At 52.1% G+C, this 24,929-nt stretch carries 38 protein-coding genes; 7 read left to right on the top strand and 31 right to left on the bottom strand.

Annotation, left to right across the window (positions count from 1 at the left end; translation table 11 throughout):
• Positions 1-266 precede the first annotated feature (266 nt).
• From AB1656_05060 to AB1656_04975, 18 genes are all read right to left on the bottom strand, one after another.
• The gene (locus AB1656_05060; protein ID MEW6234737.1) at positions 267-476 is read right to left on the bottom strand and encodes a hypothetical protein; all 210 of its coding nucleotides are present in this window, start codon (positions 474-476) and stop codon (positions 267-269) included.
• Positions 455-2,206, bottom strand: a complete 1,752-nt coding sequence (locus AB1656_05055; protein MEW6234736.1) for an ADP-ribosyltransferase — start codon at positions 2,204-2,206, stop codon at positions 455-457. Before AB1656_05055 ends, AB1656_05060 begins: the two co-directional genes overlap by 22 nt.
• A gap of 3 nt (positions 2,207-2,209) precedes the next feature.
• Complete coding sequence (locus tag AB1656_05050) at positions 2,210-3,706, bottom strand: DUF4055 domain-containing protein (GenBank protein ID MEW6234735.1); 1,497 nt, start codon at positions 3,704-3,706, stop codon at positions 2,210-2,212.
• Between the two features lie 17 nt (positions 3,707-3,723).
• Positions 3,724-5,145: a terminase gene (locus AB1656_05045; protein ID MEW6234734.1), complete on the bottom strand. Its 1,422-nt coding sequence runs from the start codon at positions 5,143-5,145 to the stop codon at positions 3,724-3,726.
• Positions 5,142-5,720, bottom strand: coding sequence for a terminase small subunit (locus AB1656_05040; GenBank protein ID MEW6234733.1), 579 nt, complete (start codon positions 5,718-5,720; stop codon positions 5,142-5,144). The genes AB1656_05045 and AB1656_05040 overlap by 4 nt, the downstream gene beginning before the upstream one ends.
• Positions 5,721-5,731: 11 nt before the next feature.
• Complete coding sequence (locus AB1656_05035; protein ID MEW6234732.1) at positions 5,732-6,205, bottom strand: helix-turn-helix domain-containing protein; 474 nt, start codon at positions 6,203-6,205, stop codon at positions 5,732-5,734.
• 180 nt (positions 6,206-6,385) lie between these two features.
• Positions 6,386-6,751: a DUF1064 domain-containing protein gene (locus AB1656_05030; GenBank protein ID MEW6234731.1), complete on the bottom strand. Its 366-nt coding sequence runs from the start codon at positions 6,749-6,751 to the stop codon at positions 6,386-6,388.
• Positions 6,681-7,046: a hypothetical protein gene (locus AB1656_05025; protein MEW6234730.1), complete on the bottom strand. Its 366-nt coding sequence runs from the start codon at positions 7,044-7,046 to the stop codon at positions 6,681-6,683. Before AB1656_05025 ends, AB1656_05030 begins: the two co-directional genes overlap by 71 nt.
• Positions 7,047-7,113: 67 nt before the next feature.
• A complete protein-coding gene (locus tag AB1656_05020; protein MEW6234729.1) occupies positions 7,114-8,139 on the bottom strand; it encodes a hypothetical protein in 1,026 nt (341 codons plus the stop codon).
• A complete protein-coding gene (locus AB1656_05015) occupies positions 8,136-8,525 on the bottom strand; it encodes a hypothetical protein (GenBank protein ID MEW6234728.1) in 390 nt (129 codons plus the stop codon). Before AB1656_05015 ends, AB1656_05020 begins: the two co-directional genes overlap by 4 nt.
• Entirely contained in the window at positions 8,504-9,298 is a 795-nt protein-coding gene (locus tag AB1656_05010; protein ID MEW6234727.1) for an ATP-binding protein, read from the bottom strand. The genes AB1656_05015 and AB1656_05010 overlap by 22 nt, the downstream gene beginning before the upstream one ends.
• A 36-nt stretch (positions 9,299-9,334) precedes the next feature.
• Positions 9,335-10,585, bottom strand: coding sequence for an ATP-binding protein (locus AB1656_05005; protein ID MEW6234726.1), 1,251 nt, complete (start codon positions 10,583-10,585; stop codon positions 9,335-9,337).
• A 19-nt stretch (positions 10,586-10,604) separates the two neighbouring features.
• The gene (locus tag AB1656_05000) at positions 10,605-11,147 is read right to left on the bottom strand and encodes a siphovirus Gp157 family protein (protein MEW6234725.1); all 543 of its coding nucleotides are present in this window, start codon (positions 11,145-11,147) and stop codon (positions 10,605-10,607) included.
• The gene (locus AB1656_04995) at positions 11,134-13,062 is read right to left on the bottom strand and encodes a ParB/RepB/Spo0J family partition protein (protein MEW6234724.1); all 1,929 of its coding nucleotides are present in this window, start codon (positions 13,060-13,062) and stop codon (positions 11,134-11,136) included. The genes AB1656_05000 and AB1656_04995 overlap by 14 nt, the downstream gene beginning before the upstream one ends.
• A gap of 129 nt (positions 13,063-13,191) precedes the next feature.
• Complete coding sequence (locus AB1656_04990; protein ID MEW6234723.1) at positions 13,192-13,404, bottom strand: hypothetical protein; 213 nt, start codon at positions 13,402-13,404, stop codon at positions 13,192-13,194.
• Entirely contained in the window at positions 13,404-13,721 is a 318-nt protein-coding gene (locus AB1656_04985; protein ID MEW6234722.1) for a hypothetical protein, read from the bottom strand. Before AB1656_04985 ends, AB1656_04990 begins: the two co-directional genes overlap by 1 nt.
• On the bottom strand, positions 13,718-14,077 hold the full coding sequence (locus tag AB1656_04980; GenBank protein ID MEW6234721.1) for a hypothetical protein: 360 nt from the start codon (positions 14,075-14,077) through the stop codon (positions 13,718-13,720). Before AB1656_04980 ends, AB1656_04985 begins: the two co-directional genes overlap by 4 nt.
• 18 nt (positions 14,078-14,095) lie before the next feature.
• Entirely contained in the window at positions 14,096-14,503 is a 408-nt protein-coding gene (locus tag AB1656_04975) for a hypothetical protein (protein MEW6234720.1), read from the bottom strand.
• 51 nt (positions 14,504-14,554) lie between these two features.
• Here AB1656_04975 and AB1656_04970 point away from each other — a divergent pair, with 51 nt between their 5' ends.
• Positions 14,555-14,686 (top strand): hypothetical protein, encoded by a 132-nt coding sequence (locus tag AB1656_04970; GenBank protein ID MEW6234719.1) that lies wholly within the window; start codon positions 14,555-14,557, stop codon positions 14,684-14,686.
• A 221-nt stretch (positions 14,687-14,907) separates the two neighbouring features.
• On the opposite strand, the gene AB1656_04965 is transcribed toward AB1656_04970, so the two are convergent.
• The 4 genes from AB1656_04965 to AB1656_04950 form a co-directional block, all read right to left on the bottom strand.
• Positions 14,908-15,465, bottom strand: a complete 558-nt coding sequence (locus AB1656_04965) for a hypothetical protein (protein ID MEW6234718.1) — start codon at positions 15,463-15,465, stop codon at positions 14,908-14,910.
• A gap of 65 nt (positions 15,466-15,530) precedes the next feature.
• Positions 15,531-15,893 (bottom strand): helix-turn-helix domain-containing protein, encoded by a 363-nt coding sequence (locus AB1656_04960; GenBank protein MEW6234717.1) that lies wholly within the window; start codon positions 15,891-15,893, stop codon positions 15,531-15,533.
• Entirely contained in the window at positions 15,890-16,102 is a 213-nt protein-coding gene (locus AB1656_04955) for a hypothetical protein (protein MEW6234716.1), read from the bottom strand. The genes AB1656_04960 and AB1656_04955 overlap by 4 nt, the downstream gene beginning before the upstream one ends.
• Positions 16,103-16,552: 450 nt before the next feature.
• The gene (locus AB1656_04950) at positions 16,553-16,759 is read right to left on the bottom strand and encodes a hypothetical protein (protein MEW6234715.1); all 207 of its coding nucleotides are present in this window, start codon (positions 16,757-16,759) and stop codon (positions 16,553-16,555) included.
• A gap of 59 nt (positions 16,760-16,818) precedes the next feature.
• Between AB1656_04950 and AB1656_04945 the strand changes: the two genes are divergently transcribed.
• Positions 16,819-17,016 carry a hypothetical protein gene (locus tag AB1656_04945; GenBank protein MEW6234714.1) on the top strand — a complete coding sequence of 66 codons (198 nt, stop codon included), beginning with the start codon at positions 16,819-16,821 and terminating at the stop codon, positions 17,014-17,016.
• Between the two features lie 131 nt (positions 17,017-17,147).
• Here the strand turns inward: AB1656_04945 and AB1656_04940 are convergent, their stop codons facing one another.
• The 5 genes from AB1656_04940 to AB1656_04920 form a co-directional block, all read right to left on the bottom strand.
• Positions 17,148-17,366 carry a hypothetical protein gene (locus AB1656_04940; protein MEW6234713.1) on the bottom strand — a complete coding sequence of 73 codons (219 nt, stop codon included), beginning with the start codon at positions 17,364-17,366 and terminating at the stop codon, positions 17,148-17,150.
• 14 nt (positions 17,367-17,380) lie between these two features.
• The gene (locus tag AB1656_04935; protein MEW6234712.1) at positions 17,381-17,524 is read right to left on the bottom strand and encodes a hypothetical protein; all 144 of its coding nucleotides are present in this window, start codon (positions 17,522-17,524) and stop codon (positions 17,381-17,383) included.
• 47 nt (positions 17,525-17,571) lie between these two features.
• Positions 17,572-17,778 (bottom strand): hypothetical protein, encoded by a 207-nt coding sequence (locus tag AB1656_04930; GenBank protein ID MEW6234711.1) that lies wholly within the window; start codon positions 17,776-17,778, stop codon positions 17,572-17,574.
• Between the two features lie 388 nt (positions 17,779-18,166).
• The gene (locus AB1656_04925) at positions 18,167-18,385 is read right to left on the bottom strand and encodes a hypothetical protein (GenBank protein MEW6234710.1); all 219 of its coding nucleotides are present in this window, start codon (positions 18,383-18,385) and stop codon (positions 18,167-18,169) included.
• A 14-nt stretch (positions 18,386-18,399) separates the two neighbouring features.
• Positions 18,400-18,585: a hypothetical protein gene (locus tag AB1656_04920; GenBank protein ID MEW6234709.1), complete on the bottom strand. Its 186-nt coding sequence runs from the start codon at positions 18,583-18,585 to the stop codon at positions 18,400-18,402.
• Positions 18,586-18,628: 43 nt separating this feature from the next.
• Here AB1656_04920 and AB1656_04915 point away from each other — a divergent pair, with 43 nt between their 5' ends.
• The gene (locus AB1656_04915) at positions 18,629-18,841 is read left to right on the top strand and encodes a hypothetical protein (protein ID MEW6234708.1); all 213 of its coding nucleotides are present in this window, start codon (positions 18,629-18,631) and stop codon (positions 18,839-18,841) included.
• Positions 18,842-18,894: 53 nt separating this feature from the next.
• Positions 18,895-19,110 (top strand): hypothetical protein, encoded by a 216-nt coding sequence (locus AB1656_04910; protein MEW6234707.1) that lies wholly within the window; start codon positions 18,895-18,897, stop codon positions 19,108-19,110.
• Between the two features lie 43 nt (positions 19,111-19,153).
• Here AB1656_04910 and AB1656_04905 read toward each other — a convergent pair whose 3' ends face one another.
• Positions 19,154-19,357 carry a hypothetical protein gene (locus AB1656_04905; protein ID MEW6234706.1) on the bottom strand — a complete coding sequence of 68 codons (204 nt, stop codon included), beginning with the start codon at positions 19,355-19,357 and terminating at the stop codon, positions 19,154-19,156.
• Between the two features lie 92 nt (positions 19,358-19,449).
• On the opposite strand from AB1656_04905, the gene AB1656_04900 reads away from it, so the two are divergent.
• The 3 genes from AB1656_04900 (at position 19,450) to AB1656_04890 (ending at position 21,726) form a co-directional block, all read left to right on the top strand.
• Positions 19,450-19,758 carry a hypothetical protein gene (locus tag AB1656_04900; GenBank protein MEW6234705.1) on the top strand — a complete coding sequence of 103 codons (309 nt, stop codon included), beginning with the start codon at positions 19,450-19,452 and terminating at the stop codon, positions 19,756-19,758.
• A 404-nt stretch (positions 19,759-20,162) separates the two neighbouring features.
• Positions 20,163-21,038 (top strand): type I restriction enzyme HsdR N-terminal domain-containing protein, encoded by an 876-nt coding sequence (locus AB1656_04895; protein MEW6234704.1) that lies wholly within the window; start codon positions 20,163-20,165, stop codon positions 21,036-21,038.
• A gap of 7 nt (positions 21,039-21,045) precedes the next feature.
• A complete protein-coding gene (locus AB1656_04890) occupies positions 21,046-21,726 on the top strand; it encodes a DUF4352 domain-containing protein (protein ID MEW6234703.1) in 681 nt (226 codons plus the stop codon).
• Between the two features lie 60 nt (positions 21,727-21,786).
• Here AB1656_04890 and AB1656_04885 read toward each other — a convergent pair whose 3' ends face one another.
• The 3 genes from AB1656_04885 to AB1656_04875 all read right to left on the bottom strand — a co-directional run bounded on the left by AB1656_04885 (position 21,787) and on the right by AB1656_04875 (position 24,893).
• Positions 21,787-22,113, bottom strand: coding sequence for a hypothetical protein (locus tag AB1656_04885; protein ID MEW6234702.1), 327 nt, complete (start codon positions 22,111-22,113; stop codon positions 21,787-21,789).
• 73 nt (positions 22,114-22,186) lie between these two features.
• Positions 22,187-23,368, bottom strand: coding sequence for a tyrosine-type recombinase/integrase (locus AB1656_04880; GenBank protein MEW6234701.1), 1,182 nt, complete (start codon positions 23,366-23,368; stop codon positions 22,187-22,189).
• Positions 23,369-23,840: 472 nt separating this feature from the next.
• Positions 23,841-24,893: a prenyltransferase/squalene oxidase repeat-containing protein gene (locus AB1656_04875; protein ID MEW6234700.1), complete on the bottom strand. Its 1,053-nt coding sequence runs from the start codon at positions 24,891-24,893 to the stop codon at positions 23,841-23,843.
• Between the last annotated feature and the right edge of the window lie 36 nt (positions 24,894-24,929).

Raw genomic sequence — 24,929 nt, 5'->3', positions numbered from 1 at the left:
TTTGATTTTCGCGGAGAATAATAGACGAATTTGAGGCAGTGATTTTTGGAGAGAGAATAGAAAAGCGGCCCGCGATAATTCTTCCTACGCTAAGCCACTTGAAATCAATGGGTTAATTCTACGAAAAAATTTTCAAAAAAAAGTGTTAAGCTGGCCAGCTTAACACTCCTGTTGAAAAAAATAGTGTAACTCAACAATAAAAAGCCCGCATGGCTTGGCGGAGCGATGCGGGCGAAAAGCGGGACTATCTGTGAGCATCCCTGTTTTTATTTGATATTATATTTATCTTTCCATGCTTCGATATCACTCGGATCAGGATCGATATTTAGTACAACACGAGGTTCCTCGTCCGATGGCTCGCCATCGAAAATCAAATCGCTGATTTTGACAACAAAACGATTTTCCCGGTCTTCTGGAATTCTATCTGGAATTCTATCTGGAATTCTATTCCGCATTATAGGAGTTCTACGATCCATTTTCTTGCTCCTGACCTTTTATCGACGATATCGTCAATTATACGAAATTTAGACCCTTTCGGCAATAAAAATTCATAATCGTGCGAAAAAACTTGCTCCTTTTTTAATTGATGTTCCATCCACGCTCCGCTTTCTCCCTTATTGACTCTGATTTCCATCGTAAAATTCTGGCCATAAGTTTCCGCAGTTACCTTGCTTAACGAAGAAGATGCAAATGCAGGATCAGTATAGATCAATCCTTTATAAGATTTCTTCTTTATCCCCATCGATTCAGGATTGAGACCGCGATAAAGCGTAATATCCTTTTCAACTTTAGAACGTTTGATCGCATCATTTAATGACTTGATGTAATCTTGAACTTTTTTAGCAAGATTTTTATCGTTTTTTAAACTATTTAGTACCCGCTTATTTTTTCGCAGATATTCATTTATCTTCTCTGATCCTGCTTTATATTCGATAAGGGCATCTTTTTCTTCTTTCGATAACGATCTCTTCCATCTTTTTGTCGATTTTGTCGCCCAATTGTATCCTTCCTTGAGTTTTCCCGCAAAAGCCCTGTTTCCAGTAGAGAAACTCTCATATTGTAACGCTTCATTCATTCTTCGCGTTGCATTTTCGGCGGCGTTTTTTGCGGAAATTTCCGCCGCCAAAAGATCTTCCGCTCTATCAAATTGCAAGGCAACAGAGTTCGATAATAATCCCAGTTGCGCTCTCAATCCATCAAGCGTCAAAAGACGCCCGTCGGAGCGGAGCATATCAGCGAGTCCAACCTTACCCGCCCTAAACCACTCGGCGCGTTGTTGACCCAAGACTTCATTCTGGAACACCGATGGCTGCCGCTTAAGCCATGCCTCATAGTCGATGTCCTCGCTAACGGTTTCACGCTTGCGGACGCCGTCCTCGTTCTTTGCGCCTACGCTCTTGCGCCGGATATCCGGCGGTTCGATACCCAATTCTTCCCACTTAATCACGGGGCGGATGCGCGAGCGGCAATTGAAGTGTTGCGGCGGCTTTGGCGCAGTTGGATCGTCGTATCGGAATTTCTTGCCGTCCAGCGTCCGGCAGATCGGCGTCGTGCGATTATCGAGTTTGGCCTCGTAGACATACCATTCCGTTATGTCTGGATTCTGCTCGAAGGTCTCCTTATCGACGGTTGCCTTAACGTGGGTAACGGCGGTTCGAGTCAGCGTCTCCGCGACGCGCTTCTCGACTTCCATCGAGTCCAGGATTCTTTTACTCAATTGCGTCGTCGTTTCTCCCTGGTAGAGTCCCTTACGGACTTGGCGCTCCAGCGATTCGACCAGATCGTGCTTTTGTCTGTCCCACCAGGCGTCCAGTTTCACACCGTCAATGGGGAGTTCCGTCAAGATTGCCGAAACATCATCGCGATTCATAAATTTCATCTTCTTAATCGATCCTTCCGCTTCATCGATCAGGCTATCGATTTCTTTGGCATTAAACTTTCCGATGGCGACGCCCATTTCAATGAGCATGTTCCGTACTTCGTCGCTCATTCTCTGAAAAATCTTTGATATGGTTTTCTCCGATGCCTCTTTAAACGCATTGACGGCCTTGTTTTGCGCCCGGCCTAACTTACCAGTTGGATCATTCTCCAAAAGCGTTTGCAGAACTTGACCTCGTCCATTATCAATTTCAGTCAGGACGGATTTTACGAGACCATTCTCAAATTGTTTGAGCGCAAATGTGGATTTCAAGAAGATGGCAACCATCGATTATTCACCCATTGCGAAAGGCATATTGGCAATATTTGTAGCCATCAGCTTTGGTTCCATATCGTTCTCCGCACGTATATCGTCCGGCTCGCGTCCGGGATCGAGCACCTCCCCCTGCTTGAGCAGGCGCACCACGTCGGTATAGGCGATGGCGCCCGCCTGCCATGCTTCCAGCGTCGCCCGGATCTCGTCCGGCGACATAGGCGCGGGGAAGAAATCGCGGTTCAACTGATAGTTGATCTCCGATTCCTTCAATCCCATCCATTGCGCGTGCCATTTGAGGCACTTCTCCATCACCGCCGAGATGTTGCCCGCGATGTCCGCCAGGATGGAGTTCTCCCCCGTCCTATGCAAGAGCGCCGTCTCCGCCGTCTCCACCGCCCGCTTCTCCGGGGCCAAGACCCGGCTGCCCAAGGCGGCCATCGCCTCCACCTTCACCGCCATCGCCTGAGCGATGGCTCCCAAACCCTGGCCGGTGAATTCCAAAAAGCCCGCCGTCGCTCCCACCTCGTCCGTCACCCAGGCTTCACTTGATCCTAATTGGAATTCCCCTTTTTCATTCCCCTTGAAACCCGCCGCCCAGGGCGTGGGTACGCCGCAGACGTGCAGCCCATTTTCGAGGTCGGCGCTGTTGCGGTAGTGCATGACGCAGGTGACCGCCAGGTCGTAGAGCGGCGGCCTCTCCACCTCGGCGGCGGAATCACCCAAACCCAGGAAGGCGAAGGGGATGAAATCCAGGGGCTGTCCCGCCCGCAGGGGGACGATCGGTCCATCCTGCAGCGCCCATTCCTTCTCCTGATAGACGAAAACCCGCTGCTGGTATTGTCCCAGTCCGTTGATCTCCAATATCCTGACGCGCTCCTCCTCCACGGCGGCGAATTCGTTGGCTGCGTCCTGGACCTCCACCGTCTCCCGCAGCGCGATTCGCGTCAGCATGGAGCGATTGCGCCGCCACTCCCGCCGCCAGTGGAGGATGGCTTCGGCGGGATAGAACTTCCAGAAGGGCCGCCGGTTGGCCTTCTCAAAATCGCTCATCGTCTCGCCGCCCCCCGGCGCGTCCATCTTGGGATACTCCACCAGGATGCCGCCCCGCCCGGCAATCAGCAACTCGTCAGTGGCCTTCTTGGCGAACTGCTCTAGGTTGACGCCGTCCTGGGTGATATCCTCGGCGTGCTCCTTTATGGCTTTGGGGATGACGGCGTGGGGAGGCTGGCGGAAGATCATGCCTCGCAAACCCTGCACCGTGCGGTAAACGGCGTTGTACCATACCGCCCGGTCGCGGTAATAGGCGTACTCCTCTTGCGTCTCATGGCTGCTCAGCGGAAACAGGTAAGCCGCTCCCGGCCAGGAACCCTTGGCGCCGCCTCCCCCCGCCCGCTGTTTGATCGCCTTCTCTCCGGCGTAGGCGTCGCGGCATAACAGCCATTGCTCCGAATATTCCGCATAGTGCGGATGGACGACGCTGGGATCAATTTTAGATTTCGCTTGATTTGGCATATCTGAACTCCTTTGATTTATAATCCTTTGACTTTCATGATGCGCGTCCGGGTGTATCCCATGACGCGGTAGCCGGCTTCGTCGCAGCAATGGTCTTCCTGGTTCGTATCCAGATCGTCGGGATTGCGCTCGTCGCGCAACGCCGATGGGAAGGTGCGCAGGAAGCCGTCCACGCACGCGTCGAAGACGAACAGGCCCGGATTCTCCATCGGGCGCTGCAAGGCGGCGAAGAGGCGCTCCCGCACCTGCTGCCAGCGAAAAATTCGATTCGCCGATTCGCCGCGAACGAACTTGACTCCGTTCTCATCCAACTGCGCCGCGATGCTCTTGCCCGCCGAGCCGTCCCAGATGGAGGGATCGGCGGGTCCCGCCAGGATGCGGCATTCCTTTAATAGACCTTTTACTAGGGCTTCTTCCCGCTCCTTGATCCCTGCTGCGATCTGGGGGGCGCTGAGGCGCAGCCCGTGATTGAGAATCACCTTTCCCTGGCCGTCCTTGGCCGCTCCGTACCATTCCGCGACGCGGATCAGCGTTCCCCGGGGATAGATTCTTCCCGTAGGCGCGGGCGAGCCGTCGCTCTCCGCCCACCAGCCCACGGAAAAGGGCTTCGAAGATCCCCAGTCGAAGGCGCGGTCCACGCGCCAGGAAGGGGGGATGGGAAAGGGTTGCAAGACGTGGACGTCCCGATTCCACAAATCGTCGAAGATGCCGCCGATGGTGATGTCCCAGGAGCCGAATAGCCAGGCTTTGCGCCGATGGGGATTGGTGTCCGTCTCGATGTTCTTTTTGTAATTGGGATCCGCCGTTTCCAGTTTCAGGTTTTCCCGGATATTTCCGTGCAGATAAATGCGCCATTGGCCTTTTTCGTTTCGGATCGGGACGCCCGGGGGCGCGGGATCGACGAAGTAGGCCTTGACCCAGTTGTGGCCCGGCCCATAGGGATTGCAGGTGGAGCGCAGATGGCGCGGCATTCCCGGCTCGGAGGAACGGCAGAGCGATCGCGACATCATGTAGCACTCAGATGTGGCCCACATCGTCAACTCGTCAAATAAAATCCACGGACGCTCGTGGCCGTGGTAATTCCAGTAATCCTTCTCGTTGCGCATATAGCGCAACGCCAGTTCCTCCCCCGTCGGCCATTTCCAGTCGTAACTGCTTTCGTTGAAAGCCGCGTCGGGAAAAATTCGGCGGAACCATTTCTTGGTTTTGAGGACGATATCCTTCAGTTGGGGATAGGATTGCCGGAAGACGTAACCGACCCAGGCCGAACCGAATCCCCGCCCCACGAACTGGGCGAAGTCCATGATGCCGGCGTCCGTTTTGCCCGGCCCCCGCGTCCCGCCATAAAGGCATTCGTAAATAGGGCAGGTGAGAAAAAGCGTTTGACTTCCGGGCTGCGGCGACCATATCACTTTCCGCTCGATTTCGGACGCCGTCATGCTTCTTTCTCTTCATCGGATTTCCGCAACAGATTCGCTTGGTATTCGGCGGCGGTTTTCAGCCAAGAATCCTGGTCCACCTCGGAGGGGACCAGCAGCACCCCGCCTTGAACTGATCCAGAATGCTCGATCTTCTCGATAAACATACCCAAATGCTTCCCCAAAGAATTCAACGCGCCCAACTTGTCTGCCATTTTAATTTTTAAGGTAACGGCTCCGTCAGATGCAACTCTCCGCGTAATCTCCACGATTCCCCGCGCGGCGTCCTTCTTAATCTCACTGGAAGGCTTAACCGTGACTTTCCCACTCTCGTCCCACTCGATTACTTGACGGATATCAGAGAAGGCGATCCGGGCTAATTCCTTAACCACTTCGTCCGCTTTGATCTGCGTCCGCTCGGACTGTTGTTTTGTCGCGTCTTCAATTGCTTTTTGAATCTTAGGTTTTCTTAGGTTTTCGAATCCAATTATTTCGGCTGTTTTCGGGCTATATCCCGCCCGGATCGCCGCCCGAGTCGCGTTAAGATCGACGAGGTATTCCTCGATAAATCGTGATTGTTTGGCGGATAGTTTCATTACTCTTCGGATTAATTCCTTCGCGCCTCTCTCACCGCCCGCCAGAAATCACGATAGGGACCGGCGAGTTCCCAGCGACCCCTCTTGAGCCAGGCGTAAACAGAAATGCGGCTTACGCCCGTCCGGCGCGCCGCTTCTCTGAACGTCTTCCCCTCTTGCAGGAAAGAGATGAAACGATCGGAAATCTCCTGCGAAAATTTAGGGGCGCAATCCAGGGTAATCTCATTTTCAGTTTCTTCCTCTTCGGCGCCAATAGCAAAAGCGACAATTTCACCATCCATAATTTCTTGCGCCGCCTCCATTCCTAGGAAGAATTCCTCATCGTTCCCAGCGCCGAGTTCCGGGGGCTTCTCCTCCGGCGCTTGGCCGGGATGGGTGAGGCAGTAGATGAAGCCGTCGCGAAAGGCGCGGCTGCGATGCTGCGACGCGAAGGCCAGCGCCTTGCGGAATCCCTCGACCGTCATGTCCACCATGCTTCGTCTCATGCTCCCTTGGCCGTCTCCCGAATCCGATCCTCTCCGGGACGCCCTCGATTCAGGCCTTTCCTTGGCCTCTGGCGCGTTTTTTCGCCCCCAGGCGATATCTGGACGAGAAAACGCAATACAGGCGAAATGCGGGGCTTTCTCGATAAACGTCATTCATCATGATGCGACAGCCGCTTTTCGTCACCGCAACTCCACTTCGATCCCGTAGTTCTCGCGGATAGTTTTCCTCTTTTGACGACTCATGGGCGTATCCTTGCCCTTCACATCGATCAGCCGGAATCCGCCGTCGGGATAGCCGACCAGGAAATCGGCAACGTAGCGCGTCGAGTTATTCGCCCCCACCGGCATGGAGACCTGGGGAATCCAGAACTTGATTTCTCCCGCCCGAAGCAACAAATCCAACTTCGCCGCGAAAGCCGCCTCCTTTTTCGAGTCGTACCTCCGCCCGCCGTACTCCGTGCGGACGGCGCGGTATTTATTCGGCTTGATCCCCTTTTGCAACGCTTTGTATTCCTCGATCGACAGGCGTTGTTGAGTTTTTTCCATGATTCCTCGCCGTCCAGCAGTCTTGACATTCCGGGTAAGGCAGCAAAGCCGAAACCATCTCGAAAATCTCATAGAATTCGTTGCCTTGCCGCGTTTGAAAGTAAAACAAGTCCTTGATTCCCCGCCATCCCCGCAGCCGCCGCTTCGGCTTCTGCTTCCCGATCGCCGCCAGCGCCTCTTCCCGCGAAGGAAAGAGGATCATGGCCCCGGTTGCGTCGAGCTGGTTAAGGAATCGCGCAACATGTTCTTCTTCGATGGCCGCCGCGAGAAATCCGCCGCGATGGAATGCTCCCATAACGCTCGCTCCTTTCTGCGAAAAAAATAAATTTGCGATGTCCTCTCCGCGCTTCTCGGAAGCCGCGTTACCACCCATCGATTTTCCTCATCGCTTCGTCATCGTCTGGATGCAATCCTTGCTTCTCCCGTTCCTCGGCTATCGCCCGATCCAGCCAACTTTCGCCTTCGCCGGTGACTTTCGACTTTTCGGCTTCCGCGAAGCGCCGGTCGTACTCGCTGGGCCGGCGTTCGGGACTTGCCCGGGAGGAGCGTTTGCCGGTTAGCGGAGCGCTCAGAGACTCGCTGAGCGCCTCCTGGCACATTTTGCGCAGCGTCGTCAGCGTGCCCGGCTTGGGAAGGGCGATGAAGCGCTTGGCCGCCTCGGCCCAGACCTCCGGCGGGAATTCCGCCTGGCTGCGGAAAATCTCGCTGGCGAATTGATCCCAATCCCGCCAGCGGCTGGCTCGATGGATGGCTTGCGCCAGGTCGGGCTGCTGGAATTTCGAGAAATCCGGCGGCGGCGGGTCGTCCTCGCGTGCGGGGGCGGGCGGGCGCGTTATCGGCCCCGGCTCAGGCACAGGCTCAGGTAAGGCTAGGCTAGGCAAGGCGGTCGGAATGTTTCGGGAATCTTCCGGCGAGTCGCTGGAATTTTCCGGAAGGGTTCCAGACTTTTCTGGAACCCTATCGGAACTTTCCGGACTTTTCGCGAAATTTCCGGAAAAGTCGGAACCATTCGCGAAACTGCCGGAATCATTCGGAACCATTCCAGATTTTTCCTGAACGGTCAAAAATATTAGATTGCGATTTTTCAGCGTTTTTCTAACGGAGTCGTCCGCGTGATCGTGCCAGTCATGGATGATGAGGCGATGGGTGGGATGGGGATCGACGAATCCGGATTTTAGGAGGGCGTTTAAGAGCGTATCGGAATCGCCCTCCCAATAAACGCCTTCCGCGATCTCTTCATTGCTCCACCGACCTACATTTCCCTGGATGGCGTGTTGCGCGGTAAAATGCCATAGCGCTTCGAGAATGCCTATCGCATGACAACGCTGGATTCCTAGAATTTTGGCCAGACGTTTTGTTTTGGGATGATCGATCGCGCCGCGCTTCATACTTGTTTCGACTCCTGTCCTTGGTCTTCCGCCAGGCGTTTGATGTAAAGGTTGCGGGTTGAGAATAGGTGTTCGATTATGGAAAGGGAAAGATCGCGCGGCAGGCCGAAATCTCCGGCGATCTTCAGGTAGGCTTCCTGATCGATCTTGAATCGAAGCTTCTGCACAAGGGAAAGCAACAACGAGAGAATGCCGATAAATCCGATAGTTTCTTTCTTATCATCATCTTTATTATTTTGATTTACATCAGCCCAGTTACGCCAATAAAAAGCGATGAATCTCTCTACGAATTGAGGATCAAATTCGCATTCGTCGCCGGGATGCAATCCGATCTCGTTGATCTCTTCCTGGATTTCGAGGGGGATCATAAGGCGTTTACCTCCCATAATCTCGTCTCGCGCAAATCGCCGTCGAACGGCTCTTCCGTGACGGCGCAGTAGCCGGCGCACGGATTCAAGCGGCTGCTCACATTCGACGGGAAGATGGAATCGAAGAGTCTGTTCCTAGTCAGGTTGGAGGCCATAATCAGAAATCTCCGCCGATAACAGCGCCCCACGATCTCTTGGAGGGCGAAGCGGGCGTGATCCGCGTTCCCCCAGCCTGGATCGCGGCCCAATTCGTCCACAAATACCACCTTGGCCGCCTCGATCTTGCGGAAGAGGCGGTCGATGGACGGCTGGCCGTCGATCCCCCGTTTGTAGTGGGCGATCAGCGCCGGGAAATTCACGGCGGCGATCCCCATCCCCCGCTCGCCGCATTCCCGCAGCAGGGCGAGGGGCGATAACGTCTTGCTCCTGCCGTGGCCGCCGCAGAGAAGCAGCCCTTGGGGTGGATCGCCGGCGAAGATTCGCTTCAAGAAAAACTCGACGGCGAGAAAGGATTTCGTTTCTTGAAATCCCGGACGCGCCCGCATCTCCGCCAGGCGCGGCGGCGGCCAGTCCTCCCAGCCGCCCATCTCCGCGTCCATCGCCTTCGCCCTCGATTCGCCGAGAGCGCGGGGACAGGGACGCGCCCTGCCATCTTCGTCGATGATATGGCCATAGCCGTCACAGGCGCCGCAATCGCATCTACGGTCGGCGTCTGCCAGTTCTTCGGGCGCGGTCTCGATGATCTTATTTAATCGATCTTTTATTCGATCTATGGCGACGGCGATGGACATCTCTTTTCCCTCAACGCAAGTTCGCCCTTAATCGGCTCAAAACCGCGAATCGGCGGTTTGAACGGCGGCGCTTTCCTTGGCGATGTAATCCGAGAATTTCTCCAGGAAGGCTTGCGGATTCTCTTTCGCCTTGCGGGCTGCGATAGCCCTGTCCTTTTCCGGGATGAATTGCTTGAGAAATGCGTAGAGCATTGCGCGGGAAATCGGAGTAAAGGGATTACCGCTAAGTTCATTTATCAGCCGCTGGTTATTATCATCGTTGAGGATTTCCTCGAACACGGCCTGCGTATCGATTTGCACAAAATTTTTATCGGAAGATTCTTTCTCTTCCGGCAGCTTTGCGGGAGGTTCCTCCTTCGTTTCCGGCGGCTGGGGCTTCCGGTTCCGTTCGATATACCAGCCCATGAAGCGCTTCGCCGAGGCCTCCGGCTTGTTGCGGATGGCCGTCAGCGTCTGCCGGTTTAAATCGCCGTTAAGAATCTCCCGCCATAGGTCTTCGTAGCGCTCGTCATCGATGTCCTCTTTCAATCCGCCGCAAATCCACTCGCGGATGCTGTGAATGACGGATTGAAACTCTTCGTTCAACGTTATCGGAGTTTCGTTGATCCAGCCGATCAGTTTCTGGCCCATCGTCTCGTCTGGAACCAGCCGTTGGTTGTCGAACAGCGACGTATTGTCCTTGGAGAATGAGGCGAGATGGCCGTCGATGGAGAGATCGGCGACTAAAGTGAATTCGTATTCCACGCCGTCGCGTTGAATCGGCGCCAAGCCGATCTTCACGGGTACTTTTTTGCCGTTCTTCTCCTCCATCTCGTAGGCCGTCTTTGTCCGCATGGTGGCCAGCACATGGCATTGCGATCCCATGAGGACATCTATCATGCGGTTCTGCTTGGGAGTCGCATCCGCCCATGCGGAAAATTCGTTGCGATTTTTTCCAGCCCCCGATTTTTTCACGTTGTCAACGAATTCCAATAGTCCGCCCTCGCCCGCCCAGGCGTGAGATAAGGAATCAATAATAAGAATATTGAAGCCCGCCTCTTCCGCCGCCTTCAGGTATTCAATGTACTTTTCCAGGGAATAGGGCGGCTCCATCGCCACGTACTCGTAGTTGAACTTGTCCGCGTACAGCGATCCCCGCCCGCGCTCCGTGTCGATGAAGGCGATTCGTCCGCCCATGCCCGACGCCACCCTCAGAGCGGAATAGGTCTTCCCCGATCCGCTGGGGCCGATAAAGGCCATGCGGATTTTCGCGTTTTTCTTTTCGGCTTTCTTGAATTGGATATTCATCTCTCTTCTCCTTTTTGGTCTAGCGGATGCGCAGCGATTCGCCCGCTTCCAGATGGACGCCGGGAATGGGCGCGTCGGGATGGGCTTCGATAAATTTCTTGATAAGAGTTTTGTCGGGTTCCCGGTTGGCGCGAGGCCGCAGCTCTTCCGGCAGTTCGACGAAGGGCATGGTCAATTTCGCCGTGAAGAACAAGCCCGGCAGTTCGTTCTCGTCGTCGATGACCACTCGTTCGGGGTTGGCCTGGCGCGAGACGACGAACAACTCCGTCTCCACCTTCTTGAGACCCAAGCGCTGCAACTGGCCCAGAGCGTAGGCCTTCAAGCCCTCGGCGGCGCGCTCCCGCGACTTGCGCAAGGCGGTCAGCCGCTCGCTCTCGCTCTTGCAGGTTTCCCCGTCCGCCTGGAATTGGCGGATGAGGCAGGCGATGTTCTCCACTTTCCGTTTGAGGTCGTCCTCCACGGCGTCCAGCCGCTGCTGAATCTCCGGGGTGAGCGCGCCTTCCGTCCCTTCCAGTTCCGCCATGATCTCTTCGTATTGCTGGGATATTTCATATAACTTCATCGGTGGTTTTTCCTTTCTTGGGCCGCCCTCGGCGGGCCGGCGCTTGCGTTTCCTCCGATCGCATTTCCAACTGGCAACTTTGCCTGCCGTTGCAGGGATCGGGACATGAGCGGCAACAACCGCCATCCTCTTGCGTGCAGTAATCGGCGCGCTGTTCGATGCACTTCAGGCATTCCGGCGGCTTGTCCTCCGCCGCCAGTTGCGCTTTCGCCGGTGGCGCTTCCATATCCAGCGTTTCCGCCGCTTGCTCCGGTTGCTCATCTTCCGGCGCTTGCTCCGATTGAGTCTTTTCGGCTTCTTTTTCCCAGGACTTTGGATCCGGCTTCTTCTTTTCCGCCATCCGCTCGAACTGCGCGAAATCGAGGCCAAAGAAGGCGCAGGCTCTCTTTGCTTCCGCGATGGGCGGTTCTGAATCGTTCTTCAATCCCCGCTTCAAGCGTTGGAATAAAACCGCGCAGGCGGATCGCAAAAGCGAATCGGTCAGGGCCGCCAAGGGAAGTTGCTTCCGCTTCTCCAACTCGTCCCAGATGCGGCAGGAATTTTCGTCGGAGCGAAAACATCCATCCGCATCGTAATGATGATCGTAGCAGGCGTTATCGAGGCGTTCGGCAGTGCCGAAGGTCAAGACCAGCGCCAAGCGTTCGCAGGCGCCGATGAAGGCGGGAAGATCGGAATCTTCTTCCTGCCATTTCTCCAATTGTTCGATGACCTTTTGCACGACGATTCGTTGGCGTTGTTTGCGATGCTTGGCCTGGCGCTCCTCCAGGGTGGAAGGCTGGCCGGGTTCGCGCGGCGGATTCCCGTCGCCGTGGACCGTATTCGTTCCCCAGAAGAATTTCCCGGCGTCGGGGCCGTCCACCGAGAGGCAGGGGCGGGCGCCCGGAGCCGATTTCCTGCATTTATTGATTTTCCAGGATGGCGTCTTCTGATCGACAAAGGCGTCGCCGTCATCGCCATTCTGGCGGTCGCCCACCAGGATCAGCGATTTTCCGTATCCCTGCCGCAGTTCTTCCTCCCGCCGGGCGATGAAGGCTTGCGCCTTCCGCTTCCAGCAGACGGCGTTCAGGCAATGGACATTCGCGCCGGGTTTCTTGGAACTGCGCTTTCCCGGTTTGGCTTCGGCTTGGAATTCTTCCTCGTCGAACAATAAAGGCTGGTGATCGGAGCGCTGGACGCAGGCCGAACAGGCGCCCGCTTCCGGGAATAGGGATTCGTCCTCCAACTTCCAGGGGGCCAGGGACAGCGCCCGCAATTGGTCCGCCAAATGGCGGCGCAGATCATTGAGGGAGGTATAGCGTTTCCATGCGTCCTGGCGGTCGTCGAACTCATAAGCCGCTTGTTCCTGCATCGCCGCCGGCAGCCGCGCGATCAATTCCAGATGGGCGGCGGACCAGGCGGATACCGAGCCATTCTCGTCGAAGGCCAACTCCCGCCAGATCGGCGTCAGGCGGTTCAACTGCGCCCGCCGCGCCGTGAAGCGCGGCGATTTACCGATCTGAGCCGCCGTCTGCTCCAGCGTCCAGCCGTGATCCAGCAGCGACTGGATGCCTTGGGCTTCTTCCAGTGGATGCAGGTCCTCCCGCTGCAAGTTCTCCGTCACCGTGATGGCCAGCGCCTGAAGATCGTCCATCTCCCGCGCCAGGGCGGGAATCTCCGTCAGTCCCGCCTCCCGCGCCGCCCGCCAGCGCCGCTCCCCGGAGCGCAGCTCGTACTCACCATCGCCCTTGGCGGGCAGGGGACGGACGAGAATCGGTTCCAACACCCCCAGCGCCCGGATGGAGTCTGTCAACTCCCGCAGCCGGGGATCGTTCGGGCGGGAGCGGCGGGGGTTATCCGGCGTGGGCGTGATCTTGTGGATGGGAATGTGCAGAAATTTCGCCTGAGAGGCGGGATTTTGAATAGTGGTTTCGTTCATGGCCGTTTCTCCCTATCACGCCGCCTGCAACGGGAAATCGTGAATGTCATAGAATCCAGTCGTCATAATGCTTCTCCTCTTGACCGCCAGCCCCGTCCCGTGGAAAATGAAATTGCTTAGATTTCTTTTTCACGGGCGGGCTTCGGCCCGCTTTTCGTTTTTACCGTTTGGGATGGATAATAAAAATCTCGCTCCGCAATGGGAGCACTCAACCCAGGGGATGCCCGTTTCGCGCCGGTTGATGATGAATTGGGTACTCTCGCAGGCGGCGCATTCAACGGCGTCTTCAACTAAGTTTTCGTAAGCCGCCGCCTCGATCAGATCGTGAGCCATGCCGCCCATCAGCTGACCTCCGCGAATTCGCTTACCGGCTTCGGACGCAAAAGATTCCCCGCCTGCGCCCGCTCCATCGCCAATCGCCGCACTGCTTCCACCGCTATCAACGCCGCGTCGTTGGCGTCCGCGTTCTCCCAGCGTCCGTAACGCAAAATCTGAAACCACGGCTGAACATTCATTGGATTGGTCATCGTAAATATGCCTTTAGAAGTGAGCGGATATTTGATAATCACGCGGCATTGATGACCGTTGATTTCAAAGGTCATTAATTCTTGGTCTTCCGGGACTTCGAATTCGATTCCTTGATGAAAGGCTCGTTTCATGCCGTCCTCCTAAATATTCTCCGCCATAGACTTGGACGCGGAGCGTTCTGCTTCCCTTCGTTCTTCGGCCTTTCGACGTTGCGTGTTGCGTCGAATTCGTACCATGCGCTTCGTTCCGGCAGCGCCCCTTCCGGATCGTCGAAGGCCAGCGCCTGGAACGCCATCTTCAGGATGATCGTCCGGCGCGCTTTCGGTACGGCGCGCACGGCGCTCACCACGCCCCGCAACTCATCCAGCGCCTTATCCGATTCCGGACGCTTCTCTTCGATGGCGCGCGGCGGGCGATAATCCGCTTCTATGTCATTGAGATTGCGCCCCAGCGCCTGCCTGCCGTTTGTCTTCACTTCGTTTTCCATTTCGGTAACCTCCTTTTCTTAAAGATTGCATAAGATCATATTTTTCTGGACTGTGCACTTCAGGTCATGCTTATCTTTTCCCAGCAGTTTTTGAATTTTTTGGCGGGTCTTTTCGGAGAAACAGCGGATATTGATGATGATGTGCGCGGAGCCTTTATTGCTTTTACCCACGCATAGTTTAAAGCCGCCGATGTTCTCGTGAGATAACTTAAAACTGCCATCATCGGCATCGCATTCGACCTCGATCTTGGTTCCCGCCGGCCACGACAATTCCTTTTTCCACAGGCGTTCCGCGATCACGAATTTCAGGTAAGTATTTTTTTTCTCCTTATTATTTTTTGATACCCGGTTATAAAACAAACTCAATCGCACACTTTCGATGGAACTGGTTGTCCTTGCCAACACTACCGCCTTTTCGAACGCCATGATCGTTTCCTTTCAGAGTGGGGGTTAAGAAACCGCCGGGCGGGGCGAGTTATGGCCGGAATGGAGATACAGTATTGGAGAGACCATGAATTCCCGCCCGGCGAAAATTTATTCGTCAAAGAGAACCATCGGCTTAATCTCGACGTCATCTCACGCGCTAGCCAAGAATTGGCCACCAAGTAATCTTTGACGCATATTTTTTTCGAAGGCCGAGCCGCGCCGGTTCCGGGCGAATCGCTTGGCGGGATTCGCCGTTGATAGGCTCGGCCTTCGGAAAAAACCGCCATGCGGAGATAGGATATTGGAGGAATTTCCGAAGGTTGGTTTGGCTGGCGCCGGTTAGAAGGATGCGTGTCAAGCAATCTGTCCAATCTGTCGGATATCCGCATGGCGTCAAAAATTCTTTATGTCCAACGCTGCGTCCGCGACTCCTCGATCTCGATCGCGCCGCCGTTCTCTTCCGCCTTGGCCCGCAAAAACTCCACCTGGTCCAGCAGCGCCCGATCCGCCCGGATCGCCTCCTCGATCTCCGCCTGCATCTTCCGCAATTCGGAAGCGGCCAACTTCCCGTCTTCCGCGATGGCCGCGAAGATCGTATGCACGTCGGCGGATTCCTTGCCCTGCGCCGCCAGCGACCGCAGCATCGACAGAAATGACGGGCGCTTGTCCGGGATGCGCGTCGGCTGCAAATTGAAAGGGCGGCACAGGTAGATCAGGATTTCCTCCACCAGTTTGCCGCCGCCCTCTTTTTCCAGTTCGATGAGAAACCGCCGCATCCAGAAGAGCGGCCCGCTCGCCCGTTTGATCCACGCCGAGACCACGGCGGGGGCGGAGTCGATCTTCACGGCGAACAGGCGCCCCAGATTCTTGCCGCCCAATAGTTCCATCGCCCGGCGCGTCAACGCCGAACTCTCCGCCCGCGAGGGTGATTCCTGGTCGATGTTGATAATCAGATCGCTCATGTTGAAACGTTCCTTACGATTGAATAAATTTCTTTACCGCCAAAGCGCTAAAATCTCTTGGCTGGTTAGATGCCGGCGCGCTCTTTGATAACTTGGAGTTCCACCGCTCGCCGCCCGTCGCGGATTTCCTGCACTTCGGCCAGGTTGGAAAAGAGCGTCGTATTCTCGCGCCACTCTTCCAGGTCTTTCCAGAAGTAGTAATAACGAGGTTTGGAACCAACCTCATTCAGGATATGGAATTTCGGTCCGTTATTGCGCGCCCGCATCCGCGAGAGTTCCGCTTCGGAGATGCCCAATATCTCGGCGGCCTGCTTGGAGGTAAAATTAAGTTGATGGTTTGTCGGGGACTGCTTCGACTTGATCTCGTTGAGCAAGCTGGTCATCGTCTCCAGCATTCCCGCCAGTGGACATGTAAATTCGTTTGTCATCGCACGCTCCCCTGGGTAAGTTCCGCCGCTTCTTTACCGGCGGATTCTAATCGCTCAAACAAAGAATTGATGGCGTCTTGCTTGGAAAACTTCTGGAAGGATCGAATGCCGGTCTTTTTGTCGATGGCCGTGAAAACTAATTTCCCGTTGCTGGATTGCCAGTTCAAAACAATTTCGCGTCCGCGTACTTTTCCTATTTTGGATGGCATGGATTCCTCCAAATTGGAATTTTGAATTCGTCCGTCTCTCCGGACCGCCAAACCACTCAATAACCAAGTCTCTCGGCAGGTTTCGCCTATCACTTACGTCCGGTTACTGACGGTGCTATCCGTCCGAAAATCCAAATAGCACGAAGCCTCATTTCCACTCACATACTGGAGGGTCTTCGATGGCTTAAAGGCTCTTTCGCTTCGCGTTCATCCCTGCGTTGGAGGCCTCCATCACGCTTTCTTTGAGGGATTTAAAGATCAACATACTTTCGTGGCCTTGGGTAGCTTTTAGAGCGCTTGACTAGCCCAAGGCGCGCTCCACTACTTGCATGTTGATCTTTAAATCCCTCAAAGCTGTCTCCCCGCTTTCGCCGGGGCGGACTTCATTGGGCCAACGTCTCGCCTATCGCACAAAGGCGAATCGGCTTTTGAATGATGGCTAGGCTTAAGTTATTCACTCGTCAAACAGGCTGTAGTTTGAATTTCCATAAGCGGACGCGGGACGATGGGTATCGTCTTGATCTTCCCAGCGGCCATTGCGTTGAGAAATCGCCGGGCGATCTCCGACACCGGCATATCGTGCTGCCGGGAAATCTGCTCCCAAGCCTTCTTTTCCTCTTGGGAAACCCGTATATTGATTTGCGCTCGTCTACTCATTGTCTATTCCTTGCGGTATTCATTGTATATGCAACGAATACCACTGTCAAGTCAATTTTATGAAGAAAGAGAAAAAAATACAAATTGCCGTTCGCTTGCATCCATCTATTAGAAATCGCTTGATTGATGAGGCGGAACATCTAAAGCGCGTTACGATGACGGATATCATCGAAGCGTCCTTGGAATACGTTTTATCTTTACCGGAAAAAGAGCGTGAAAAGATCATCCTGAAATTCCTCTTAGGCAAATCGGACTGAAAGGAAATGCGTTATGACCTCGCGTGAAGAAATCGCCCTTGGTTTAACTGTCGCCATTCTTCAACATGCAACGCCGCAAAATCTTCCTAATGTGTGCATAAAAAAAGGAGAAATGGACGGACAGGCCGCGCTTAGATTGTTTGATTCGATTTATCGGGAATTACCGGCTCTTCTTCCGCATTTAGCAGATCGACAATCAGATTGAATTGTTCCTGAACCGTCTCTCGTGTCGGAACAATATTCGGATTGCTGTAGATAATCTCCAGAATCTTAAGATCGTTTGAGGCGCTATGCGTCGGCGGATGATAGCGAAATTCATTGATCTGTTTCTTTTTCCATTCTTCTTGCATGGTTCCTTCTCCTTTTACGCCGTTTCCTGCGGCGTTGGACGGCTCACGTGCGAACCGATATTAATCTTCCCTACGATCCAATCGCGCCAAAAAATGCGCGTCGCATCGGTTACGTCAATATCGTTTTCCCGCGCTTTCTGGCGCAGTTCCTTGAGCATTTGCTCCGTTACGGGTAACTCCCTTTTTTAGATGACTAGGCGAATAATTAATCTCTCGTTAAACAGACCGATGTTTGAATTTCCATAAGCGGACGCGGGACGATGGGTATCGTCTTGATCTTCCCAGCGGCCATTGCGTTGAGAAATCGCCGGGCGATCTCCGAAACTGGCATATCGTGCTGCCGGGAAATCTGCTCCCAAGCCTTCTTTTCCTCTTGGGAAACCCGTATATTGATTTGCGCTCGTCTACTCATTGTATTTTACCGTGTAGCCCCGTCGTTATATCATCGTATATACGTTGGGCTGTATTGTCAATAGGATTATGCCAAAAATTCAAAGAAATTTTCGTCTTGAACCCGAATTGCTGGAAAAGTTGAAAATGCTTTCCAATAAGTATCGAGGATTAAATGTTACCGACATCGTGGAAATCTCCCTTGAATACTTCATCTCGATACCGGAAAAAGATCGCGAAAAGATCATCCTGAAATTCCTCTTGGGCAAATCGGACTGAAAGGAAATGCGTTATGACCTCGCGTGAAGAAATCGCCCTTGGTTTGACTGTCGCCATTCTTCAACATGCAACGCCGCAAAATCTTCCTAATGTGTGCATAAAAAAAGGAGAAATGGACGGACAGGCCGCGCTTAGATTGTTTGATTCGATTTATCGGGAATTACCGGCTCTTCTTCCGCATTTAGCAGATCGACAATCAGATTGAATTGTTCCTGAACCGTCTCTCGTGTCGGAACAATATTCGGATTGCTGTAGATAATCTCCAGAATCTTAAGATCGTTTGAGGCTCTATGCGTCGGCGGATGATAGCGAAATTCATTGATCTGTTTCTTTTTCCATTCTTCTTGCATGGTTCCTTCTCCTTTTACGCCGTTTCCACCGGCGGCTGATATCTCGCATGAGAACCGATATGAATCTTCCCTGTAATCCAATCGCGCCAAAAAATGCGCGTCGCATCGGTTACGTCAATATCGTTTTCCCGCGCTTTCTGGCGCAGTTCCTTGAGCATTTGCTCCGTTACGGGTATTCTTACGCTGCGTTTCTTGTTCATTATTTGTTCACCTTATAGGCTATATTAGCCTAAATATTAGGCGATGTCAAGACAAAACATCGAAAAAGAACAATTTCGTATTTATGCCCCTAGCGATTTGATTGACCATTTCAAATCGATCGCTTCTGAATTGGATATTCCTACAAGCAAATTAGGCGAAATCATTATTTACTATGTGACCCATTGCACGCCCTCGGAGCGGGCCGCCATCATCGCCAAGTACTTCGACCCCGCCTGGCCGCCCAAGGAGGACTAGGCGGCTTTATATTTGTTCACCTTATGGTGTAATTATAGGGTAAAAGATACACCATGTCAACACCAAATGAAAAAAAAGTTGGACGAAAAATTTATTTTCCTCAAGAATTGGTTGATCGTTTGAATGAAACGTCTTCCGGTTTGGATATCTCTGCTACGAAATTTGTTGAGATTGCTACTTATCATCTGATCCATTGCACGCCCTCGGAGCGCGCCGCCATCATCGCCAAGTACTTCGACCCCGCCTGGCCGCCCAAGGACGAATCGTGATTCTTTCGTAAACGGTCGCAAATTGTGACCATGTCGCCTGACATCACGCCGCCTCGCCTTTCCCTTCGCCACTTACTACCACCGTGGGCGGCGGCTGCGGTACATCAAGCTTGCCGTCGATGAATGCCGATGCCAGACCTTTGAAAATATATTGGCGAGAGCGTTGTCCGCGGCGCTCATCAAGACGTTGCGCTTCCTCTTCCGTCAACCTCACTGTTACTGGAACCAATTTTGTGCTATCATTCATGATTCGTTTTTCACTGTAGATGATTCGTTTATGATTCTTTTGTGTATAACACAAGTATAACGCACGTAAAACGCAGTGTCAATACTTTTTTTATGAAAAAAGAAAAAATAATTGCTTTTCGTCCACCTGAAGATTTAATCGAATGGTTGGATTCACTTGAAAATAAAACAGATATTGTTTTATCTGCTTTACGTTTATTTCATGAATCTGATATTAAAGAAATCTACTCTCTCGCCCACGAACTCGGTCTTACTCCTGGTCGTCTTGTGGATGTGGCGGTGGAACAATTCAAATCCCTTTCTCTCCCGGATCGCCGCAAGCGTATTGCCGATTATTATGGCAAGCTGGAAGAGATGGCGCGTCGGAAGCATTCCTCTGAAAATACAACCTCAAAATCCTGAATTGTTCCTCCTCTGGCAACCTTCCCACCCACCAAGCTGCCGCCCGAATCAATGTCTCAGCCTCCACGCCTAACGATCTCGCCGACTGCCGCAACGTTTTCATATGAATCTCCCTTTGTCCGAATTGGTGAACTAGTGTTCAGTACTCAAGACAAAAGAATAACCCGAAAGTCACCACCCGTTCATCCCCCATTCACCCCTATTTTGCCGTCAATTCACCGTCATTTTGCGGAATTTGAAGAGAAAAAGGCGGGAATCACCCCCAAAACGCCCCCCGAAAACTCCCTTTTTTAACGGATAAAAAAAATCCATATATTGCTGACTAATGGCGTTTACTAATTAATTAATGTTTGATATATTTGCCGAAATTCAGGATGGTATTTTATAAAGGAGCGACTTGTGTCATGGCGGATATTCCTAAAAAGGTTGAAGATAGGTTGATTGAAGGATTGAAAAAATATCAACCAATCATTGTTTCACTGAAAGATAAGGACGTTAATGAATCGGATACCGTTACTCTGGTCACCGATCTCCTGGCCGATGTTTTTGGCTTCGACAAATATACGGAGATAACACGGGAGCACAGCATTCGCGGCACCTATGTTGACTTGGCGATCATCTTGAGCGGTAAAATCCAATTGCTTATTGAGGTAAAGGCCATTGGATTGGAACTCAAAGAAAATCATGTCCGCCAAGCCGTCGATTACGCTTCGAACGAGGGAGTCGAATGGGTTGCTTTAACCAATGGAGCAATATGGCACATCTATAAGGTTTCTTTTACAAAACCGATAACTTTTGAGCTGGTGCTCCAGATCAATTTATCGGAATTGAATTTCCGAACCGGCAGTCACATTGAAAGCCTATTCCTTCTCACCAAAGAGGCGTTGGGAAAATCCGCCCTCGAAGATTTTCACAATAAGAAACAGGCCACCAGTAAATATTGCATATCCGCCGTTTTGCTGAGCGAAACCGGGCTTTCGTTTCTTCGACGCGAGCTCCGGCGGTTGGCTCCAAACATTAAAGTCGATCTCGACGAAATCGAAGCAACGCTGACAAGCGAGGTCATAAAGAGAGAGATATTCGACGGAGAAGAATTGAAGGCATCGATTCGGAAGGTTAAAAAAGTCACGGCCAACAAACAATCTCCAAAAAACGCGACCGAGAAATTGGAGAAACCGGATAACGAGGAAGAGCAAGATGTAGATATTCAAGAAAGCGCAGAACCGAAAGAAGAAATTATAAAAGAAGTCCAGAAGAATTCCAATCAATCGAATCCCTAATTTTTGAATGACAGAAATAATTATGGACCTATATAACAATATAATTAACGCATCTAAGCCTTTGTTTTTAATAATCTTAGGTTTCGTTGGCGTAATTTTAGCGTTTTTCCTTGTCATCGTTTTTATTGGATTTTTAATTGAATCGGATAACTCTATACATAATAACGAAAATACTCAATCGTCGTTGATTCTAAATATATCGACGCCTAGAACCTTGCCAATGCGGGAACCAAAACCAACTAAAACGCCAACCTTAGCGCCTCCTCCAACGTTGACGCCGACTCCAGCCCCGCGATATTTCAAGGAAAAACAGGATGCAAAAATCGGGTATATGTCTTATTACGTCTATCGATCATGGTGGTCAAACCGAATTTCTAACAACCCCTATTTGAACGTGAAGCCGAATGCCGTGTATCTATTCGTTGAGATTTCTATTAGGAATGACGACTTGAAGGCAAGGAGCATTCCTCCTTTCAATTTAGTTGATGAAAGGGGGGCAGAATATGAAATGAGTCATCGGGGGATGGGCGATAATTTTATTACAACAGTTTTTGAAAGTCTTAATCCAGGTGTAGCCAGAAGAGGATTTCTTCTTTTTGATATCCCACAACAAAATCGTTACAGAATTAAAGTTTCCGGTGGCTTTTGGTCTGGAGTTGATACCTATATTGAATTGTCTCCAAAATAATCCCCGCTGATCGCAACCGGCGGGGGATATAGTAAACCGTAGTCTCTTTAGGGGGGTGATTTATTTCATAGCTATTTCAGCATTGATTTTTTCGGCAAGGGTTTTTGCGTCTCTTTTTCTAAGACCGATTACGTCAAGAGTATTGGAACCGCCGGATGATTCGAGGATGATGCTATCCCAAAACATGCCGCGAATATGGCGAACAGAAGCGATCCGCGCATAGGGTATCTGTTCGTTTTCCTTTATCCAAAAAAGGATGACGCTTTTGCGCTTTACGGTACTAATTCCATTTTGATTAAGCGTCATTTTATCGGGAAACCAAAATTTTATGGTCTTAAAGCACCAAAAAGCATAAGAACGGCTTGTCTTTATAGTTAACTCTTCCATCGTCTCCTCCTGAAGTGTAATTAACACTAGAACGCCATACTACAATATTCATTTCAAAAAGTTAACTGCGTTTCTAAATAGCCTCTTCTTTTTTTCTGGGATTCACAATCTCCAAGGCTCCAGGAAGCCGCTTCCCATGCCGCTCTACCGCCTGTCTGAGAGGATCGTCGCCAAGGTGGGCGTATCGCTCGGTAATCGACGCTGTGCTCTGATTCAGCGCCCCGCCGATGATCCGCATGGACTCCCCGCTCGAAGCCAGCCAAGAGGCAAACGTATGGCGCAACGAATGAATCGTGAGGTCAGGCATTCCCGCCCGCGCCCGGATGCGTGCCCACGCCTTGCGATAGAAATCCTGGACAGGTTTATCTCCCTTCCCCGGAAAAATCCAAGGGGAAAGCCGGGGGAGAGCGCAGAAGACCTCTACCGCCGCTTCGGAAAGCGGCAATTCGAACGCCCGTCCCGCCTTCGTATCCTCCAATCGCAAGACGCGCCGATCCAAATCCAGATCGCTCCACCGGCGATGCAAAAGCTCGAGTTTCCGCAGCCCGGTGAATAAATAGAGGATTATCCCCGCCCGAACATAGATATCCGGCTCTTCAGCCACCGCCCTTAAGAATCGTGGAATTTCCGCCGGCGTCAACCAGCGTTCACGCTTGCGTTCGCGATGCTTTTCCACACGCTGCGCTGGGTTGACGAAACCGTTAGGAACCGCGCCCCACTGAACGGCGAGATTGAATATCTTGAGAAGAAGGGAAAGGATGCGGTTCGCCTCAATAGGCGCCGTTCGTCCCAACTCAACGATAAGCCTCTCCACATCCGCCCGCCGGATCGTCTCCAGCCGCTTCGATCCCCAGCGCGGTAGAATCACTCGATTGATACGCCGCTCATCGCAACGCCAAGTCTTCTTGCGCGGCTTCGCCCAGCGCTCCAGGTACTTGGCGCAGAAGGCGCCCACCGTTATCGCTTCACCGGATCGAGCGGGATCGATGCCGCTGGCGAGGATCAGCGCTTTCTCAGCGGCCATGCGCCGCGCCTGGTCAACAGTAATAGCCGGATAGCGGCCTAGGGTAAGTTTTTTCTGGAGGCCTCCATGACGGTACATGAAAATGAAGGCGCGCTTTCCGCTGGGATAAACTCGAACGCCAAAACCGGGGATGTCATCGTCAAAGATCGAATAATCCTTTCCAGGGGAAGCGGAAGCGGCGGAGACAGTAGGATCAGCGAGAGATTTAAGAAGTTTCGCGGTTATTTTCATGGAGTTTCCATCCCGATCGGTCATCAAAAAGCAAGGTAACTCCACGGTAACAAGTTTAGCTAACAGTTCCAAGGTCTCAGCAAAATAAAATCGAGGAAAATCAATAACTTTCAATTTTCCAAACTCTAAGAAATCAGGTTTTGAATGACTCCAAATCAGCAGGTCGGGGGTTCGAGTCCCTCCACGCCTGATTGATTTTCCTAGACTTACGCATATTCATTCTTTCCGCCCCAAAACCCTAGTCAACAAATAGCCAACATTAAGACGGATTTCGACGGACATCATTTCTTCATCTATATTGAAAGATTTCCGTCGTTAGATGTATTCCCCATCGTCTCAGGAGATAAGAGATATTCTGTTTTTAATCCGCCAATGAGACTTCGATGGATTGTTTCTTGATCGAACTGATATTCAAAATTGAAAAACCGATAATATTTCCTTCCTTATCAACCCTTTCCATGATTTGGTCATTTCAGCCCGCCAGACATGAATACTTTTTTCCCGGAATCATGGCGTGTCCCCAACCCAGTATCTCTTCATACTGCAATTTTTTCGCGATGGGCAAAATCCCAGTTTGGACAAGCGAGCCGGTTTGAAAATAGACGGCGTCCATATCGGAATCCAGATTCTCCGGATAATGGGCGAATCCGCCATCCGGCTTCCGGCATTTCATAATCCATTTGTTAGCGCGCTTATAGCATTTTTGAATGCGAGAATCTTCGCTCTTCCCCAACTGCCGCAAGATGAAAAGAGCGTCGAATGCGGCGTGCACATCCCAATCCGGTTCGCATAAATGCCACGAGCCATCTTCTTTTTGATCGCGCAACGCCCGTTCTACCATCGCATCGGCTTTCGGCGTCGGCAAACCGATTAATCGGTAATAATGAGCGGCGTGAAACGTGGAAGCTACGTGGTTTCCCACATAACCGTCCTCAGTTTGCTTCCGTTCGATTAAACCGCGTAGAAACCGATCGATCTTATCCGGCATCGAGACGCCAAGGACCGTGTAGAAGTAGGGGAAAAAACTGGTCATATACAGAGGCAATTTTTCCAGTTCCTCCGTCTTGAAAAAGAATTCGGCAACCGGCGTTGGATCGTATTTTGGTTTTTCACCTAATAATTTCAACGCTACCGTACTTTGGGCGGTATTGTAAAATTTCGCTTGGGGAGAATTGGGATCCATACTGCCCGTTGGGGGATAGAAAGCGCCATCGGGTTTTTGACATCGATAGAGAAAGTCTTTGGTTTCATTGGAATTGGGGAGATTCCAATCGAACGTATGGCAAAGAATAGTCGCGTATACGGGAGCCGCAATCCCCGATAAATTCGTATCCGATATTCCTTTATATAGGGGATCGATTCCCGGCTGGAATGAACCATTCTTATTCGCAGTTCGATGGATAAAAGTCAGAATTCCATCGAGGATATCATTTTCGCTTTTTGCCTGAGAACTCCGCAATACGATTAAACTTCCGGAAGCGATTACCATTTGCTTGATAAATTGACGCCGGTTCGAAGAGTCCATCTCGTTCTCCATTATTTTCAAATAGAATAGCAGGGA

The organism is Candidatus Omnitrophota bacterium, from assembly GCA_040755155.1.
Lineage (GTDB): Bacteria > Hinthialibacterota > Hinthialibacteria > Hinthialibacterales > Hinthialibacteraceae > JBFMBP01.
This window is presented reverse-complemented; position numbering and strand designations above follow the sequence as displayed.

Bases quoted from the DNA above. Each gene is read 5' to 3' on its own strand.
- AB1656_05015 (MEW6234728.1), bottom strand. From the start codon at position 8,525: ATGGGAGGTAAACGCCTTATGATCCCCCTCGAAATCCAGGAAGAGATC.
- AB1656_04960 (MEW6234717.1), bottom strand. From the start codon at position 15,893: ATGACAAACGAATTTACATGTCCACTGGCGGGAATGCTGGAGACGATG.
- AB1656_04985 (MEW6234722.1), bottom strand. From the start codon at position 13,721: ATGAAACGAGCCTTTCATCAAGGAATCGAATTCGAAGTCCCGGAAGAC.
- AB1656_04885 (MEW6234702.1), bottom strand. From the start codon at position 22,113: ATGGAAGAGTTAACTATAAAGACAAGCCGTTCTTATGCTTTTTGGTGC.
- AB1656_05010 (MEW6234727.1), bottom strand. From the start codon at position 9,298: ATGTCCATCGCCGTCGCCATAGATCGAATAAAAGATCGATTAAATAAG.
- AB1656_04995 (MEW6234724.1), bottom strand. From the start codon at position 13,062: ATGAACGAAACCACTATTCAAAATCCCGCCTCTCAGGCGAAATTTCTG.
- AB1656_04930 (MEW6234711.1), bottom strand. From the start codon at position 17,778: ATGAGTAGACGAGCGCAAATCAATATACGGGTTTCCCAAGAGGAAAAG.
- AB1656_05030 (MEW6234731.1), bottom strand. From the start codon at position 6,751: ATGGAAAAAACTCAACAACGCCTGTCGATCGAGGAATACAAAGCGTTG.
- AB1656_05050 (MEW6234735.1), bottom strand. From the start codon at position 3,706: ATGCCAAATCAAGCGAAATCTAAAATTGATCCCAGCGTCGTCCATCCG.
- AB1656_04975 (MEW6234720.1), bottom strand. From the start codon at position 14,503: ATGGCGTTCGAAAAGGCGGTAGTGTTGGCAAGGACAACCAGTTCCATC.
- AB1656_05060 (MEW6234737.1), bottom strand. From the start codon at position 476: ATGGATCGTAGAACTCCTATAATGCGGAATAGAATTCCAGATAGAATT.
- AB1656_04940 (MEW6234713.1), bottom strand. From the start codon at position 17,366: ATGCAAGAAGAATGGAAAAAGAAACAGATCAATGAATTTCGCTATCAT.
- AB1656_05040 (MEW6234733.1), bottom strand. From the start codon at position 5,720: ATGAAACTATCCGCCAAACAATCACGATTTATCGAGGAATACCTCGTC.
- AB1656_04875 (MEW6234700.1), bottom strand. From the start codon at position 24,893: ATGGACTCTTCGAACCGGCGTCAATTTATCAAGCAAATGGTAATCGCT.
- AB1656_04920 (MEW6234709.1), bottom strand. From the start codon at position 18,585: ATGAACAAGAAACGCAGCGTAAGAATACCCGTAACGGAGCAAATGCTC.
- AB1656_04880 (MEW6234701.1), bottom strand. From the start codon at position 23,368: ATGAAAATAACCGCGAAACTTCTTAAATCTCTCGCTGATCCTACTGTC.
- AB1656_04980 (MEW6234721.1), bottom strand. From the start codon at position 14,077: ATGGAAAACGAAGTGAAGACAAACGGCAGGCAGGCGCTGGGGCGCAAT.
- AB1656_05000 (MEW6234725.1), bottom strand. From the start codon at position 11,147: ATGAAGTTATATGAAATATCCCAGCAATACGAAGAGATCATGGCGGAA.
- AB1656_04890 (MEW6234703.1), top strand. From the start codon at position 21,046: ATGACAGAAATAATTATGGACCTATATAACAATATAATTAACGCATCT.
- AB1656_04935 (MEW6234712.1), bottom strand. From the start codon at position 17,524: ATGCTCAAGGAACTGCGCCAGAAAGCGCGGGAAAACGATATTGACGTA.
- AB1656_04895 (MEW6234704.1), top strand. From the start codon at position 20,163: ATGGCGGATATTCCTAAAAAGGTTGAAGATAGGTTGATTGAAGGATTG.
- AB1656_04945 (MEW6234714.1), top strand. From the start codon at position 16,819: ATGAAGAAAGAGAAAAAAATACAAATTGCCGTTCGCTTGCATCCATCT.
- AB1656_04915 (MEW6234708.1), top strand. From the start codon at position 18,629: ATGTCAAGACAAAACATCGAAAAAGAACAATTTCGTATTTATGCCCCT.
- AB1656_05045 (MEW6234734.1), bottom strand. From the start codon at position 5,145: ATGACGGCGTCCGAAATCGAGCGGAAAGTGATATGGTCGCCGCAGCCC.
- AB1656_04965 (MEW6234718.1), bottom strand. From the start codon at position 15,465: ATGAGCGATCTGATTATCAACATCGACCAGGAATCACCCTCGCGGGCG.
- AB1656_04950 (MEW6234715.1), bottom strand. From the start codon at position 16,759: ATGAGTAGACGAGCGCAAATCAATATACGGGTTTCCCAAGAGGAAAAG.
- AB1656_04910 (MEW6234707.1), top strand. From the start codon at position 18,895: ATGTCAACACCAAATGAAAAAAAAGTTGGACGAAAAATTTATTTTCCT.
- AB1656_05055 (MEW6234736.1), bottom strand. From the start codon at position 2,206: ATGGTTGCCATCTTCTTGAAATCCACATTTGCGCTCAAACAATTTGAG.
- AB1656_04900 (MEW6234705.1), top strand. From the start codon at position 19,450: ATGAAAAAAGAAAAAATAATTGCTTTTCGTCCACCTGAAGATTTAATC.
- AB1656_04955 (MEW6234716.1), bottom strand. From the start codon at position 16,102: ATGCCATCCAAAATAGGAAAAGTACGCGGACGCGAAATTGTTTTGAAC.
- AB1656_04970 (MEW6234719.1), top strand. From the start codon at position 14,555: ATGGCCGGAATGGAGATACAGTATTGGAGAGACCATGAATTCCCGCCC.
- AB1656_04990 (MEW6234723.1), bottom strand. From the start codon at position 13,404: ATGGGCGGCATGGCTCACGATCTGATCGAGGCGGCGGCTTACGAAAAC.
- AB1656_05020 (MEW6234729.1), bottom strand. From the start codon at position 8,139: ATGAAGCGCGGCGCGATCGATCATCCCAAAACAAAACGTCTGGCCAAA.
- AB1656_04925 (MEW6234710.1), bottom strand. From the start codon at position 18,385: ATGCAAGAAGAATGGAAAAAGAAACAGATCAATGAATTTCGCTATCAT.
- AB1656_05035 (MEW6234732.1), bottom strand. From the start codon at position 6,205: ATGAGACGAAGCATGGTGGACATGACGGTCGAGGGATTCCGCAAGGCG.
- AB1656_05025 (MEW6234730.1), bottom strand. From the start codon at position 7,046: ATGGGAGCATTCCATCGCGGCGGATTTCTCGCGGCGGCCATCGAAGAA.
- AB1656_04905 (MEW6234706.1), bottom strand. From the start codon at position 19,357: ATGAATGATAGCACAAAATTGGTTCCAGTAACAGTGAGGTTGACGGAA.
- AB1656_05005 (MEW6234726.1), bottom strand. From the start codon at position 10,585: ATGAATATCCAATTCAAGAAAGCCGAAAAGAAAAACGCGAAAATCCGC.